Annotated in this window: 12 protein-coding genes; 6 read left to right on the forward strand and 6 right to left on the reverse strand. The window is 50.7% G+C overall.

The annotated features are described in order from the left end of the window. Window positions 1-83 precede the first annotated feature (83 nt). From dsbG to GUC46_RS16875, 4 genes are all read left to right on the forward strand, one after another. Complete coding sequence (gene dsbG, locus GUC46_RS16860; RefSeq protein WP_016149767.1) at window positions 84-830, forward strand: thiol:disulfide interchange protein DsbG; 747 nt, start codon at window positions 84-86, stop codon at window positions 828-830. A gap of 204 nt (window positions 831-1,034) precedes the next feature. Further along, window positions 1,035-1,940 (forward strand): LysR family transcriptional regulator, encoded by a 906-nt coding sequence (locus GUC46_RS16865; RefSeq protein WP_049002850.1) that lies wholly within the window; start codon window positions 1,035-1,037, stop codon window positions 1,938-1,940. Between the two features lie 171 nt (window positions 1,941-2,111). Further along, window positions 2,112-3,335 (forward strand): phosphoadenosine phosphosulfate reductase, encoded by a 1,224-nt coding sequence (locus GUC46_RS16870; RefSeq protein WP_003835626.1) that lies wholly within the window; start codon window positions 2,112-2,114, stop codon window positions 3,333-3,335. Continuing rightward, complete coding sequence (locus GUC46_RS16875) at window positions 3,320-3,937, forward strand: ParB/RepB/Spo0J family partition protein (protein WP_088902609.1); 618 nt, start codon at window positions 3,320-3,322, stop codon at window positions 3,935-3,937. Before GUC46_RS16870 ends, GUC46_RS16875 begins: the two co-directional genes overlap by 16 nt. Here GUC46_RS16875 and GUC46_RS16880 read toward each other — a convergent pair whose 3' ends face one another. Then, window positions 3,938-5,098 (reverse strand): pyridoxal phosphate-dependent aminotransferase, encoded by a 1,161-nt coding sequence (locus GUC46_RS16880; protein ID WP_130714889.1) that lies wholly within the window; start codon window positions 5,096-5,098, stop codon window positions 3,938-3,940. A 131-nt stretch (window positions 5,099-5,229) separates the two neighbouring features. Between GUC46_RS16880 and GUC46_RS16885 the strand changes: the two genes are divergently transcribed. Further along, window positions 5,230-6,318, forward strand: coding sequence for an oxidoreductase (locus tag GUC46_RS16885; RefSeq protein WP_003835631.1), 1,089 nt, complete (start codon window positions 5,230-5,232; stop codon window positions 6,316-6,318). A gap of 114 nt (window positions 6,319-6,432) precedes the next feature. Here GUC46_RS16885 and GUC46_RS16890 read toward each other — a convergent pair whose 3' ends face one another. Together GUC46_RS16890 and cstA are read right to left on the reverse strand one after the other, a co-directional pair. Then, complete coding sequence (locus tag GUC46_RS16890) at window positions 6,433-6,630, reverse strand: YbdD/YjiX family protein (RefSeq protein ID WP_006685574.1); 198 nt, start codon at window positions 6,628-6,630, stop codon at window positions 6,433-6,435. Between the two features lie 63 nt (window positions 6,631-6,693). Next, window positions 6,694-8,799 (reverse strand): pyruvate/proton symporter CstA, encoded by a 2,106-nt coding sequence (cstA, locus tag GUC46_RS16895; protein ID WP_003022061.1) that lies wholly within the window; start codon window positions 8,797-8,799, stop codon window positions 6,694-6,696. 594 nt (window positions 8,800-9,393) lie between these two features. On the opposite strand from cstA, the gene GUC46_RS16900 reads away from it, so the two are divergent. Continuing rightward, a complete protein-coding gene (locus GUC46_RS16900; protein WP_160180519.1) occupies window positions 9,394-13,821 on the forward strand; it encodes an autotransporter outer membrane beta-barrel domain-containing protein in 4,428 nt (1,475 codons plus the stop codon). A gap of 44 nt (window positions 13,822-13,865) precedes the next feature. Here the strand turns inward: GUC46_RS16900 and entH are convergent, their stop codons facing one another. Genes entH through GUC46_RS16915 form a run of 3 tightly spaced genes read right to left on the reverse strand, consistent with a single transcriptional unit; the run spans window position 13,866 to window position 15,894 of the window. After that, window positions 13,866-14,279, reverse strand: coding sequence for a proofreading thioesterase EntH (gene entH / locus GUC46_RS16905; RefSeq protein WP_003022055.1), 414 nt, complete (start codon window positions 14,277-14,279; stop codon window positions 13,866-13,868). A 2-nt stretch (window positions 14,280-14,281) separates the two neighbouring features. Beyond that, entirely contained in the window at window positions 14,282-15,037 is a 756-nt protein-coding gene (gene entA, locus GUC46_RS16910) for a 2,3-dihydro-2,3-dihydroxybenzoate dehydrogenase EntA (RefSeq protein ID WP_003022049.1), read from the reverse strand. Then, a complete protein-coding gene (locus tag GUC46_RS16915; RefSeq protein ID WP_003022045.1) occupies window positions 15,037-15,894 on the reverse strand; it encodes an isochorismatase in 858 nt (285 codons plus the stop codon). Before GUC46_RS16915 ends, entA begins: the two co-directional genes overlap by 1 nt.

Raw genomic sequence — 15,894 nt, forward strand, 5'->3', positions numbered from 1 at the left:
TCGACGGACCGTCGATCTTACCTATGGCTGCGATAGGTTTTGCAATTAAGCCCCCTTTCCTGCTGATTTTATAAGGAAAATCAATGTTTAAACGTACCTTACTTTTAACCCTGCTCCCTGCCGTGGTGCATGCCGAAGAACTGCCTGCTCCCGTTAAAGCTATTGAGAAACAGGGCATTACCATCCTGAAGCCTTTCGATGCACCGGGTGGAATGAAAGGCTATCTGGGAAAATACCAGGACATGGGGGTCACTATCTATGTCACGCCTGACGGTAAACATGCCATCTCCGGCTACATGTATAATGAAAAAGGCGAAAACCTCAGTAATTCGCTCATAGAAAAAGAGATCTATGCCCCTGCCGGACGTGAAATGTGGCAGCGAATGGAAAAAGCATCGTGGATTCTGGACGGGAAAAAAGAAGCACCGGTTATTGTGTACGTGTTTGCCGATCCCTTCTGTCCCTATTGTAAACAGTTCTGGCAGCAGGCGCGTCCGTGGGTAGAATCCGGTAAAGTTCAGTTGCGTACATTATTGGTTGGCGTAATTAAACCTGAAAGTCCGGCCACCGCCGCTGCAATTCTGGCAACCAAAGATCCGGCCAAAACCTGGCATGACTATGAGGCATCCGGTGGGAAAATGAAGCTGGAAATCCCGGCTTCGGTCCCTGCGGAGCAAATGAAGTTACTGAATATCAACCAAAAGTTGATGGATGATTTGGGGGCCAACGTAACGCCGGCTATCTATTACATGAGTAAAGACGATACGTTACAACAGGAAGTAGGCTTACCGGATAAAGAAAAATTAAACATTATCATGGGAAATAAATAAAAGTAACAAGATGAGTGATTGTTATCGTTCTCATATCAATCACTCATTTAAATTAACTTTCCTGCTGAAAATTACGCAACTTGTGCTATTTTAGCTAAAGTTAATTATTCATTAAGCACACAAACATAAATTTCAAGAATAATTACCATTTAAACTATTCCACAATTGAATTTCTCACTACATTACCATCACAGGAAAGTACGCATGGCTAACCTCTATGACCTCAAAAAGTTCGATCTCAACCTGTTGATTATATTTGAATGCATATATCAACATTTGAGCATCAGCAAGGCTGCAGAAACGCTGTACATCACGCCATCAGCTGTAAGTCAGTCATTGCAACGACTGCGTACGCAGTTTAACGACCCTTTATTTATTCGCTCCGGCAAAGGTATTACGCCCACGGTGACGGGTATTAATCTTCATCATCATCTTGAGCAAAACCTTAATCAACTTGAGCAAACAATAAGCATCATGCATGGTGCCCAGCTGAAAAATAAATTCATTATTTACAGCCCACAACTTACAACCACCGTAAATGTGACGACATTAATTCATGCTCTGGTACAAGATTCAGATATTGAAGTCGAACATCACGATATCTTAATGTCGGCAGAAACTGCTGAAAACATACTGGCTTACCGCAAGGCCGACATGGTGGTTACGATGATGCCGGTCCATAACCGTTCCGTCGTTTGCATCCCTTTTAAGACTATCGAGAGTGTTTTGATTTGCAGAAAAGACCATCCCAGAATGAATGACTCAAGCACCCTGCAACAAATTATGCAAGAGCAATTCACCTTCTTACTCACCGAAGAGAAAGGTATTAAAGAATGTCAATCACAAGCCAATACTTTTTTTGTTAATCGTAAGATTGGATTTAGTAGCGATTCTCTGACATCAATCGTTAATATTATTTCCAGCACGGATATTATTGGCCTGATTCCTAAATTAATGTACGATCACTATGCGACTGCACTTAATCTCAAAGAGATTAGTGTTGACTTTAATCTACCCAGCGTCCAGCTATTTTTAATGTATAACAGGGCGTCGCTTAACAACAAAGCATTCGCTGCATATATAAATCAAATCTCCTCAGAAAGTCTGTAAATCGTATTGCAACTTCTCATCAGTACATTTAATTCATTTTCAGAATGTAACAAGGCAACACATATAAATTAAATATATATTTAAATATTGCATACTATATAAATTGGCATATCGTAATAATGTGCATCTCTTATTAATACAAACAATAAAAATCTCTGATATGGTCTTGATATGTCTGTTTATAAAATACCATTGAATCAAAACGTTCTCGAAGCCGCACAGGATCGTATCGCCTGGACGCTTGAGGCTCTGCCACGCATTTGCGTTTCTTTCTCTGGAGGTAAAGATTCGGGGCTGATGTTACATCTAACCGCCGCCATTGCCCGCCAGTTACAGAAAAAAATAAACGTCTTGTTTATCGACTGGGAGGCGCAGTTTTCCTGCACTATCGATTATATCCAGGCGCTGCGCGAGAGTTATTCCGATGTCATCGAAAATTTCTATTGGGTGGCATTACCGCTGACGACGCAGAATTCACTGTCACAATTTCAACCCGAATGGCAGTGTTGGGAGCCGGGTACGCAATGGGTTCGCCAGCCGCCCGCAGATGCCATAACCGATCCTGAATATTTCTCCTTCTATCAACCCGGCATGACCTTTGAACAATTTGTTCGTGAGTTCGCTGACTGGTTTTCGCAGAAACGACCGGCTGCCATGATGGTGGGCATCCGCGCCGATGAGTCATATAACCGCTTTGTTGCCATTGCCAACTCGCAAAAGCAGCGTTTTGCCGATGACAAGCCGTGGACGACTGCAGCACCTGGTGGACACACCTGGTATATTTACCCGCTGTATGACTGGAAAACAGCCGACATCTGGACGTGGTTTGCGAAGTCAAAATTGCCGTGTAACCCCCTGTATAATCTGATGTACCAGGCCGGGGTCCCGACACGATATATGCGAATTTGCGAACCCTTTGGCCCGGAACAGCGTCAGGGATTATGGCTATATCATGTCATTGAACCCGAGCGCTGGGCGGCTATGTGCGCCCGTGTCAGCGGTGTTAAAAGCGGGGGTATTTATGCCGGTCATGACAACCATTTTTACGGTCATCGGAAAATACTTAAACCAGAGCATTTAAGCTGGCAGGAATATGCCATGCTGCTATTGAACAGCATGCCGGAGACTACCGCAGAGCATTACCGCAATAAAATCGCCGTCTATTTGCAGTGGTATAAGAAAAAAGGCATGGATAATATCCCGCAAACTCAGGAAGGCGATATTGGTTCGAAAGATATTCCTTCATGGCGACGTATCTGCAAAGTCCTGTTGAATAATGATTACTGGTGTCGGGCACTTTCATTCAGTCCAACGAAACCCAAAAACTACCAACGCTATAACGAACGTATGAAAACAAAACGCCAGGAATGGGGAATCTTATGCAACACCGACTAACTCACGAACTCCTCGGCTTTCTTTCTGGCCTGTCAGAAGAAGAACGAATTGAAGCCATCAATGAATTCAGGCGGGCGATACACAGCGTCAGTCCCTTTCGCGAGGAACCCGTAGATTGCGTACTTTGGGTTAAAAATGATCACATTTCACCCAATGACTACAACCCCAATAACGTTGCACCACCGGAGAAAAAGCTGCTGCTGAAGTCCCTTGAAGCAGACGGGTTTACACAGCCCATTGTGGTGGTTCACTCAACGGCAGAGGAATACGAAATTGTCGACGGTTTCCACCGCCACGAGTTAGGTAAAGCCAAAGCCTCACTGAGGCCCAGGCTTAAAGGATACCTGCCGGTTGCCTGTTTAGAACGAGAACGCCATGAGCGTATGGCGGCGACCATTCGCCACAACCGAGCCCGTGGGCGTCATCAAATCCACGCCATGTCCGAGATTGTCCGCGAGCTATCGCAACTGGGATGGAGTGAAGAAAGAATTAGCAAGGATCTCGGCATGGACAACGACGAGGTGTTACGCCTGAAGCAAATCAACGGTCTGCAAGAGTTGTTCGCCGACCGTCGATTCTCCAAAGCCTGGACGGTGAAATAGCTACAGCGACACCAGACGTTCAGCTGCTGTTAACAGCGTCGATTCTTGCTTGGCAAAACAGAGACGAATCAGTTTATGCGGGAAAGGATCGGCGCAGAACACAGACAGCGGTATCGCCGCAACGCCCACTTCAGTGGTCAGCCACTGGCAAAATTCCACGTCGTTAAGCGTGGAAACGGCGCTGTAATCGACCAGCAGAAAGTACGTGCCTTCACACGGCAGAATTTCCAGTCGGCTGTCACGCAGCGCGTTCACCAACACGTCGCGTTTTTTCTGATAAAACGCAGGCAGCTCGCGATAGTGTGCAGGATCTTCTCGTAGCATATCCGCCAGTGCCAACTGAGCCGGCGTGTTGACAGAAAACGTCAGATACTGGTGTACCTTGCGTAACTCAGCGCTAATGGCTGCTGGCGCAACGCAGTAGCCAATCTTCCAGCCGGTCATATGGTAGGTCTTACCAAACGATGAAATAGCAACAGCGCGTTCCCGCAGCTCTGAATGTGCCAGCACACTGGCATGCCCTTGCCTGGCGAAACAGATATGCTCATAAACTTCGTCGCTGATGACAAAGATCTCGCGTTCTTTAATTGCTTGCCACAGCGCGTCAAAATCGGCCTGATGCCACACGGTGGCAGAAGGATTATGTGGCGTGTTCAGGATAACCAATCGGGTACGGTCGCTGAGTAAGGCACTAAAAGCCTGCCAGTCGACGCGAAAAGACGGTGGTTGCAGCGCGATACGTTTAACCACCCCGCCGGATAATTCAACCGCAGGCGCATAGCTGTCGTAGCTCGGGTCAAAACAAATCACCTCATCACCTGGGCGCACCAGCGCAGTGATCGCGGCATACAGCGCTTCTGTGGCCCCCGCCGTGATGGTCACTTCACTATTCGCGTCGGGTTTGTAGCCGTACAGGTCTGCCGTTTTATCCGCGATGGCTTCGCGCAGCGGCTGCACGCCCGTCATCGGTGCATACTGGTTTGCACCGTGCGCGACGTGATACGCCAAACGCTCCTGCAAAAAGAGCGGACCGTCAAAATCAGGAAATCCCTGCGAGAGATTAATGGCCTGATGCTGCTGCGCCAGCGCACTCATTTGCGTGAAGATAGTAGTGCCCAGGTTAGGCAGTTTGCTTTGCGGAATCAGCGGGTTATTACTCATTATTGTTATCCCAGCGTGTGATGTTGTGGTTGAAGCCACTATAACACGATGCTAGTATTTGGCAATCAAGACGTTCAGACGTCTATATAAAAATAACCTGCCTGGACAGGACAGCCAAAGGACAACACAACATGAGTAATACAGAGATTCGCGTCGTCACCGGCCCGGCCAACTATTTTTCCCATCCCGGCAGCCTGTCGAGACTCAACGATTTTTTCACTACCGACCAACTTTCACGCGCCGTGTGGGTTTATGGTGAGCGCGCTATCGATGCGGCCCGCCCTTATCTGCCAGAGACATTTCATCTCGCCGAGGCTAAGCGCCTGCTGTTTACGGGACATTGCAGCGAAACCGATGTTGCTCAACTGGCAAAAGAGTCGGGAGATAATCGCAGCGTGGTGATTGGCGTGGGCGGAGGAACATTGCTCGACACCGCTAAAGCGTTGGCCCGTCGTCTGGATCTGCCGTTTGTCGGTATTCCTACGATTGCGGCGACCTGCGCCGCCTGGACGCCGCTCTCCGTCTGGTATAACGATGCAGGCCAGGCGCTGCATTTTGAAATTTTCCCTGATGCCAATTTCCTCGTTCTGGTCGAACCCGAGATCGTTCTCAATGCGCCAGAGGAATATCTACTGGCGGGGATCGGCGACACGCTGGCGAAGTGGTACGAGGCCGTCGTGCTTGCGCCTCAGCCAGAAAACCTGCCATTAACTGTTCGTCTGGGTATCGATGCCGCGCAGACGATCCGCGACGTCCTGCTGGAAAGCAGCGAGCAGGCGCTGACAGATAAACAACAAGGCTCGTTAAGCCGCACGTTTTGCGATGTAGTGGATGCGATTATTGCCGGAGGCGGCATGGTTGGTGGTCTGGGCGAGCGCTACACCCGCGTGGCGGCGGCGCATTCTGTTCACAATGGCCTGACCGTCCTCCCACAAACAGAGAAGTTTTTACATGGCACTAAAGTGGCGTACGGCATCCTGGTGCAGAGTGCGTTGTTGGGTCAAGATGCCGTGCTGGCGCAGTTAATTACCGCCTATCAGCGCTTCAACCTGCCCACCCGATTAGCTCAACTGGACGTGGACATCAATAATCGCGCAGAAATCGACAAAGTGATTACGCACACCCTGCGCCCGGTGGAGTCCATTCACGCCCTGCCGGTAACGTTAACGCCGGAGACACTGCGCGCAGCATTCGAAAAGGTAGAATCGTTTACGGTATGATTAGGGTATGGGATGCCTGATAGCGGCTTCGCCTTATCAGGCCTACGACGACTAATTATAACGGCAAATGCGATGTTGTAGGCCGGATAAGCGTCAGTGCCATCCGGCAAAAAATCAACAGCACTTCGCGCCGCCTTTCCCCCCATATCGCGCATCCTGGCGCTCGCGGAAAAATTCTTCGTAGGTCATTGGCGTTTGGTCCGGATGCGTGACGCGCATATGTTCAACATAGTTGTCGTAATCCGGCACACCTATCATTAATCGGGCGGTTTGACCTAAATACTTCCCGGCTTTGGAGAGTGTTTCAAACATAGTGATTCCCTGTCGTACAAACGCCCTCCCCATTCAGGAGAGGGCTCATTGGTTAAGAGAATATTAGTGCGCGCCTTTCGCCTGCGCCACGATCTCTTCGACATTCTCAGGCATCGGCTCGTACGGCGTCTCTTTCGAAGTTGGTTTGTCCTCTTTCAATGCTGCCAGCGCAGTTTTGATGGAGAACAGACCCAGCACCACAACGACTACCATGAAGAAGATGGTGAGACCCGCATCCAGGCGGTTGTTAAACACCAGCTGCGTCAGCTGCGACTGGGTGTACTGCGCCGGAATGTTACCGCTGTCGATCATCGCCTGGAATTTGTTGGCGATAGCGAGGAAGCCGATTTTTGCATCCGGGCTAAACGCTTTCTGCCAGCCAGCGGTCAGGGTACAAATCAGCAGCCAGGCGGTTGGGACCAGTGCCACCCACGCGTAGCGCTGGCGTTTCATCTTGAACAGCACCACAGCACAGAGCATCAACGCCATACCTGCCAGCATCTGGTTGGCGATACCAAACAGCGGCCACAGGGTATTAATACCACCCAGAGGATCCACCACGCCCTGGTGTAAAAAGTAACCCCAGGCCAGTACGCACAGCGCCGTCGCCAGCAGGTTCGCAGGCAACGAATCGGTACGTTTCAGGCCCGGTGACACCACGCCCAGCAAGTCCTGCAGCATAAAGCGCGCAGCGCGTGTACCGGCATCAACCGCCGTCAAAATAAACAAAGCTTCAAACAGAATGGCGAAGTGATACCAGAACGCCACATCCATCATGCCACCCAGTGCGCCATGCAGAATGTACGCCATCCCGACGGCCAGCGTCGGCGCACCACCTGCGCGGGAGATAATGGATTGCTCACCCACTTCATTGGCGATTTGGTGCAGAGTATCTGGCGTAATAGCAAAGCCCCAACTACTGACTACCTGTGCTGCAGAAGCCACTACATCAACCGTGCCCGCAGGAGCCAGCACCGCCATCGGGCTGTTCATCGCAAAGTACACGCCCGGATCGATGATGCACGCGGAAACCAGCGCCATAATGGCGACAAAGGATTCCATCAGCATTCCGCCGTAGCCGATAAAGCAAGCCTGCCCTTCATTCGCCAGCATCTTCGGCGTGGTTCCGGAGGAGATCAGCGCATGGAAGCCAGATACCGCACCGCATGCAATGGTGATAAACAGGAACGGGAACAGGTTACCGGTCCAGACCGGGCCAGTACCGTCAACAAACTTGGTCAGAGCTGGCATGGTCAGCGTCGGACGCATGATCAGAATCCCTACCGCCAGACCAACAATGGTGCCGATTTTCAGGAAGGTAGAGAGGTAATCACGCGGGGCCAGCAACAGCCACACCGGCAGCACGGCGGCGACAAAACCGTAGCCCACCAGCATCCAGGTCAGCTGTACGCCGGTAAAGTCAAAGTACGGTGCCCAGGTTGGGCTTTCCGCTACCCAGCCGCCGGAAATAATGGCAAACACCAGGAATACCAGACCGATGACCGACACTTCACCAATGCGGCCCGGGCGCAGATAGCGCAGGTAAATCCCCATAAAAATCGCCAGCGGGATAGTGAACGCTACGGTGTAAGTTCCCCACGGGCTGTGGGTCAGCGCTTTCACGACAATCATCGCCAGTACCGCGAGGATAATCACCATGATCATAAAACAGGCTACCAGCGCAATAACACCCGCCGTAGGGCCCATCTCTTCTTTCACCAGTTCGCCAAGGGAACGACCATCGCGACGGGTAGAAACAAACAGCACCATGAAGTCCTGCACCGCCCCTGCCAGTACCACCCCGGCGAGCAGCCAGATCATACCCGGCAGATAGCCCATTTGCGCCGCCAGCACCGGTCCAACTAACGGACCCGCTCCGGCAATCGCCGCAAAATGGTGACCAAACAGTACTTTTTTATCGGTGGGTACATAATCCAGACCATCGTTATGGCGCACGGCTGGCGTCATACGCGTCGGGTCCAGCGCCAGTACATTTTTCGCGATGTACAGGCCGTAGAAACGGTAAGCGATAAGGTAGACACAGACTGACGCCACGACTATCCACAACGCGTTGATCTGTTCACCACGATTTAACGCAATATATCCCAGGGCAAATGCTCCGATAACGGAGAGCAATGTCCAGAGGAGGTATTTCCCTGATTTATTCATAGTTGTTGTCCGTTTGCGTGATCCAGAAAGATGTTACATTTTGTTTCTATAACATCTTTCCTGATTTTAACAACCTGACAACCACATAAACCTGAGACATCACTGACTATTTACATTGCATTGTTAACTGGATCACCTTTGCTACAACTATAGCTGAAACAATTACGTTACTTATGCGGCTGGGCCAGCGTTTTGCTTGCCCAGGAGGCCAATTACAGAATTCATCATCAACATAGATACATTTACAGTAAATTATAATTATTTAGCATTTCATCTCTCTGGCGATGTGCCCTTATTTTAAAACCATAAGTAGCAACATCCTTAATTATAAAACCATGAATAACCTTAGGATATTCTCATTTTTTATACATGGAGTGCTTTTATTAATCCTGATAAAAAAATCAGACATCAAAAGCTACCTTTAGCGATACCCCCTACCTATAATCCAAAGAAACATTGATTAAGTGAAATCACATAAAATCATCACCACCACCTTCTGACATATATTTCAAAAGCATACATAGAAACATCCAAAATCATTTTACGCAGAATGTTATTCATTAATAGCGGCATAATTTTATAAGGATATAAATAATGAATAAATGCTATCGCATTGTCTGGAATATCGCGCGAAACATGTTCATCGTCGTGTCAGAACGCTCTCGTGGAGATAACCGGGTACGAACCACCGTTGCCGGGGTGCTTTTATCAACCGTCGGCATCATGACCAGCGCCGCCCTTGCCGCAGATAAAGGGCCACAGAGCGGAGAAACCATCATCCTGAACAATGGTGACACTATAACGTCATTATCAGGAGAGACGGGTATCGATAGCACCGTGACTGGTGGTCAAGGAGTGCAAATTGAGGGTAAGGCATCAATTAACGTTACGGGGGATAGCGGTTCAATCGGCGTTAAACTCGATAACGGTGTAATAAATGATTTAGGAAACGATACACAGATTAACGTAACCGATACCGGTTCAACCACCACAAGCTCAACAAATGGTGTTTACATTAGTAAAGTAAATCCAGGTACTCGCATCGATGCCAACAATCTATTAATTAACGTTGCCAGTAACAACACCGCCTATGGTGTTTATATTCACGGTATGGATTCATCTCTCGACTTCGGGCAAGGAAGCAAAATCAACGTTGAATCCCTGAGCGGAAATAGCACCGGTGTCTTTTTCTATGATGGCGGTAATACATTCACCATGGATGGCGGTTCCATTCATGTAACCTCCAACTCCGCCGGTAAAGCGACGGGTATCGATACCTCCAGGGCAGAGAAAACCACGCTCAATCTGGGAGACAACACCCACATAGAAATCAACAGTGGTACCGAGAGAGGCAGTGGTCTCTATTTCGGCAAAGATACAACGCTCAACGCGAACGGCCTGGTTATTGATGTCACAACGTTAGACTCAGCAAATACTGTGATGATTTATGGAATCCAGACAGGGTCAAACAACCATATTAATCTTGGTGAAGGCAGTAAGATAACGCTCTCCACTCCAGGTGGAACGGCCTATGGATTGACGTCAGGAAGGGGAAGTCAGATCGCTGCTAATAACCTGACGATCGATGTATCCACTACCTCTACAGGACACACAAGTGGCCGCGGCGCAGACATCTCAGGCAACATCGACTTTGGCCACGATTCGACCATAACAGTGGCAGGCTTTTCCGAAGGATATGGTCTGTTTGTCGGAGATTATTCGGCGACAAAAAAAGAAGACGTCACTGCCGCAGCACATGCCGAAAACCTGACAATTGAAGTGACCGGCGGCAAAACCGAAGGTATCCGTATAGAGGGAGGTCTGGTAGATCTCGGTTCCGGCAGTTCCATCAGCGCCACCGGAACGGCATCAACTATTTACCTCACTGGCCGAGGATACGGGGAACTTGACGCGGATAACCTGACGGTAAAAACAGCGCAAGGAACAGCGATAACAGCCCAAAGTAGCATGTATGCCACCGTCGTTAATATTGGTGAAGGCAGTACGATCGACGGACGAAGCGACACCGCCAAAACGTACGGGCTGATAGCCAATACATCTTTTTCTGACCCATCAACGATCAATTTCAACGGTTCTCAGGATAATCGAAACACAATTTATGCCTCGGGAGGCTATGGCGCATCAGCACAATTTAGTGGTTCAACTATTAATATCTCCAATACCGACATCATTATGAACGGAGCCAATTCCTACGGGCTTTCGGCTATAGGCGATAACAGTTTTACCCGCGCAGGCATTATTAATGCCAGCAACATGAACATCGACATGACAGGAGCCAGCAACGCTTCTGGCGTTATGGTTCAACAGGGCGGCATCGTCAATCTGAGTGGTGACACAACGATTAAAACCAACGACGATGGAATCGCTATCTGGGTACCTAAAGTGTCGTCCGGCAGCAATATATTGCCCGGTGGCACCATCAACGGTACGGGAAAAATGACGATTATCGGCGACATCGTTAACAGCGGCTGGGGATATATCAATCTGACAATGGATGCGGGATCTTATTTTGAGGGCGCAACATCCATCAATCACGACTTTAACACCCGGGGCCTGGACTCTGAGCTTAGCCTTACGCTCGCCGATCAAGGAAAATGGCTCGTTACTGACAGTTCAACCCTGACATCGCTGGACAATGCGGGTACCGTAGAACTGGCAGCCGACAGCACATTACATGCTAATAGCCTGACGTTGCAGGAAAGTAGCATCCTGAATGTTGATCTTAGCGCAGCAGCCCTGGCTAGCGCCAATAGCGCACCATTGATTACCGGGGGTGAGATTGCGTTAGGCGGTGATTTACATATCAGTAATAGCGGCAACGCGCTGGATATCGGCACACTCACCTCTGACGCTCAATTACAAGACATTGAAGCCATTACGTTGATTGATACAGACTCTTCAATCACCGGAGATTTTGCCAGCTTATCAACGGATACTGACTCAATGCCGGATTACCTGTCAGTATTCGGACAAATCAGCGCCACAGATAACACCCAATACCAATTGGGTGTTGGCCTGAGCTGGTATGCCGGACAGTCTGGCTCCGTCGCCACCCCTGCTCACGGCACATTCACCCTCGATGGCGGCAAGCAGTTTACTGTCAATAGCCAACTGGAAGACGTCGCATCAGACACGCGCAGCGGTTGGGATGGTAAGAGCCTGACCAAAAAAGGAGAAGGCACACTCACTCTGACGTCGAATAACACCTATAGCGGTACCACCGCCGTGCAGGAGGGGACGTTATGGCTAACAGAGACAGGCGTTATTGGCGCCGCAGGCAGTCAGCAGTATGTCACTATCGGGAAGGGTTCAACCTTAGGTGGCAATGGCACCGTTAACGGCAACGTGGACAACGCTGGAACATTACGCTTTGGCGATAATACTGCCGCCCAAAGCAGTTTTATCATAAACGGTAATGTCACTAACAAGGGCAGTATCGCAAGCTCCGGGACGACGCCGGGCAATACATTGACTATTAACGGCAACTACACCGGCAATGGCGGTAACCTGACACTCAATACTTATTTAGGCGACGATAGCTCGCCGACCGATGAACTGATTGTATCGGGTGACGTGGACGGTAAAACCACGCTGTACATCAACCAGGCTGGAGGGGAAGGCGCATTCACCGACCAGGGTATTGAAATTGTGAATGTTGGCGGTACATCAACAGATGATGCTTTCTCGCTGGGCAATCGGGTCCTGATTGGGCCGTACGAATATCGCTTATACGAAGATAATGAAAATTGGTATTTGCGCTCACAGGCGGAGGCACCCGATGACGGGGGAGATATTACTCCCGTCGATCCTGACGACGATGGCAGTGACGTCACCCCCGTCGACCCCGATGATGGCGGCAGCGACGTAACCCCCGTCGACCCCGATGACGGCGGCAGCGACGTAACCCCTGTCGACCCAGATGACGGCGGCAGCGACGTAACCCCTGTCGACCCCGACGACGGCGGCAGCGACGTAACCCCTGTCGACCCAGATGACGGCGGCAGCGACGTAACCCCTGTCGACCCCGACGACGGCGGCAGCGACAGTAAACCATCAAATCCACAATACCGTGCCGATATCGGCGCTTATCTGGGGAATCAGTGGCTGGCTCGCGAGCTACAAATGCAAACGCTTTTCGACCGTGAGGATAGCCAGTATCGTTCACATGAAGGTGACTTATGGCTACGTGTAAAAGGAGGAAACACGGACTCTACTGCTGCGGATGGAAATGTCGACATGGACAGCGATTACGTCCGGTTCCAACTTGGCGGGGATATCGCCACCTGGAACAACGGTCAGCAAAGTCTGACGCTGGGACTCATGGGAAGCTATATCAATGGCAGTACAGATAGCACAGGAAACCGCGGCGCAGATGGCAGTCAGTTTTCAGCCACCGGAGATATCGACGGCTACAATTTGGGCGTTTACGCAACCTGGTATGCTGATGCTATGCGTCATCGTGGCTGGTATGTCGACAGTTGGTATCAATATGGTTTCTACGATAATAGCGTTGAAAACGGTGATGCAGGAACAACACATTACGACTCAACCGCCAACGCGCTCTCTCTGGAAAGCGGCTATCGATATACGATGGACTTCGCCAGTAACCAATCGTTAAGTCTGATACCGCAATTACAGGTTGTCTGGCAAAGCTACAAAGCGGACAGCGTGCAAGCACACAATACGCGTATTGACGGTCAAAATAGCGAAAACTGGACCACTCGCCTCGGTCTTCGCGTCGAGGGTTCGTCACCGACAACCAATGCGATTCTTCAGCCATTCGCCGAAGTCAACTGGCTACATATGACCGATGATATGGCGGTATCCTTTGATAACTCCGCGGTAAACCTGGATCTTCCCGCCGATCGCGCTGAAATAAAACTCGGGATCCAGGCCGCTATCAACAATCAATGGAACATTAGCGCGCAGGCAACAGGGCAGAAAGGAAACAACGATTTCAGCGATCTCAGTGGCAGCGTTAACCTGCACTATAGCTGGTAATCTACACAAAAACGCGTCTGGTATGCTCAGACGCGTTTTATCTTTCACCCCATAACCGCCGTGCCTAAACGGCAGGTGCAGCAGCGTCGTCCCTGCTCATCAAAGATGACGATTTCCCAGCTTTGATTTTGACGCCCAAGATGCAACGGCTGACAAACGCCGCGTACTTTCCCCTGCGATACCGCCCGATGATGCGTGGCGTTTAGTTCCGTCCCCACGACACACTGCCCGTCGCGCGTCATCAGATAACCCGCCATCGAACCCAACGTTTCCGCCAGGGCCGCCGACGCGCCGCCATGCAGCAGGCCAAACGGCTGATGCGTTCGGCTATCCACCGGCATTTCGGCTTCCAGCACATCATCACCCAGTCGTGTATAGACCATTCCCAGATGCGCCACCATCGTGTTCTGACTGGTGGCATTGAGTTCATCCAGCGTCAAATGACGTTTCCAGATCATCGTCATGCCCCCAGCGTGGAACCGCCGTCCACCACGATATCCTGTAATGTAATGTGGCTGGCCAGATCGGAAGCGAGGAATAAAATAGTGTTGGTGATCTCTTGCGGCCGGGCGATTTTCCCCAGCGGAATCCCAAGCTTAAACTGCTCGCCAAATCCACGAATGCGCTGTTGCTCCGCGTCATCGCTGACCCACAGCGTACGCTGCATGTCGGTATCGGTCGACCCCGGAGAAACCACGTTACAACGCACACCGCTGCCTGCCAGTTCAAGTCCGACGGTCAGAGCCAGGCTTTTCAACGCGGCCTTTGACGCACCGTAAGCACTCATGCCGATACGCGGCGTGTGCGCCGCATCCGACGCGACGGTCACGATCGCCCCGCCCTGCTGGCGACGAAACTGCGCCATCGTCTGCTGAAACAGATTGAACGCTCCGCCAACGTTAACCGCAAACGTCTGCTGCCACTCCTCAGCGCTTAGCGCATCGGTGGCACCCATACGCAAAATACCTGCGGCATTGACCAACACATCCAAACGCTCGCGCGCTTTGAGGACGCGCTGGCACACCTCAGCTACCTGTCCGGCATTCGCCACATCCAGCACTTCGGTCGTAAACGGGTAGTTATCCTGAGGAAATTCGCGATCGAATCCAGTCACCTCAGCACCTGCATTCGCAAACGCCAGCGCCGTGGTGTAGCCAATCCCTTTTCCCGCCCCGGTTACCCAGACGGTTTTCCCGGCAAAATCAAATCCGGCCATTACTTCACCTCGCGGGAGAGCAGAGCCCACCATGCGTCAATGGTCGGTTTTTTCGCCAGCATCACGAAATCAATATCACCATGAACCTTACGCCAACGCGCCGCCAGCGCCATCATGCGCACGGAATCCAGCCCATAGTCGATCAGGTTTTCGTCATCCATCGGCTCTTCAGACTCATCCAGCAGCGGCAGAATAACGCTGCGCAACGCATCTTTACTGGCCGGAACCGGCGTCGGTAATAATTCCTGGGTCATAACCACACGCCCGGAACGTCCCGCCACGTATTTCAGCGACATCAAGTGTTCGTCACGGCTAAAGTCTGCCAGCGCATCGGCAACCATAAACGGCTTGATGTCACGCATGAAAGCGTCCGTTGCGGTGGTCATACAGCCAATATGCGCATACACCCCGGTAATGATCAGTTGATTACGCCCGGTTTCCTTGAGCATCTGTTCAAGCGGGGAGCGATGAAATGCGCTATAACGCCATTTCACCAGAATGGTATCCGCTTCATCCGGCGCCAGCGCCTCAACAATCTTTTGTTGTTCCGGCGAACGCGTCAGGCCCGGTCCCCACATATCATTGAGCAGAGCGCGGTCTTCATCACTCTGCTCTTTCGGTTGAGCGGTGTAATACACCGGAATATTATGCTCTTTGCAGTACTGGCGCAGCGCGGCGATGTTCGCGACGACCTGCTCCATCATCGGACAGTTATCGCCCCAAAAGCCGATAAAATAATCCTGCATGTCGTGGATCAGCAGCGCGGCGCGTTCAGGGTCAAATGCCCAGTCGACTTTGTTCACCGGAACATCAAGCGCCGTTGGTAGCGCATAAGCCTGCAGTTTAGGAATTGCCAT

The sequence above is a fragment of the Citrobacter sp. LUTT5 genome, from assembly GCF_009905315.1.
Classification (GTDB): domain Bacteria; phylum Pseudomonadota; class Gammaproteobacteria; order Enterobacterales; family Enterobacteriaceae; genus Citrobacter; species Citrobacter freundii.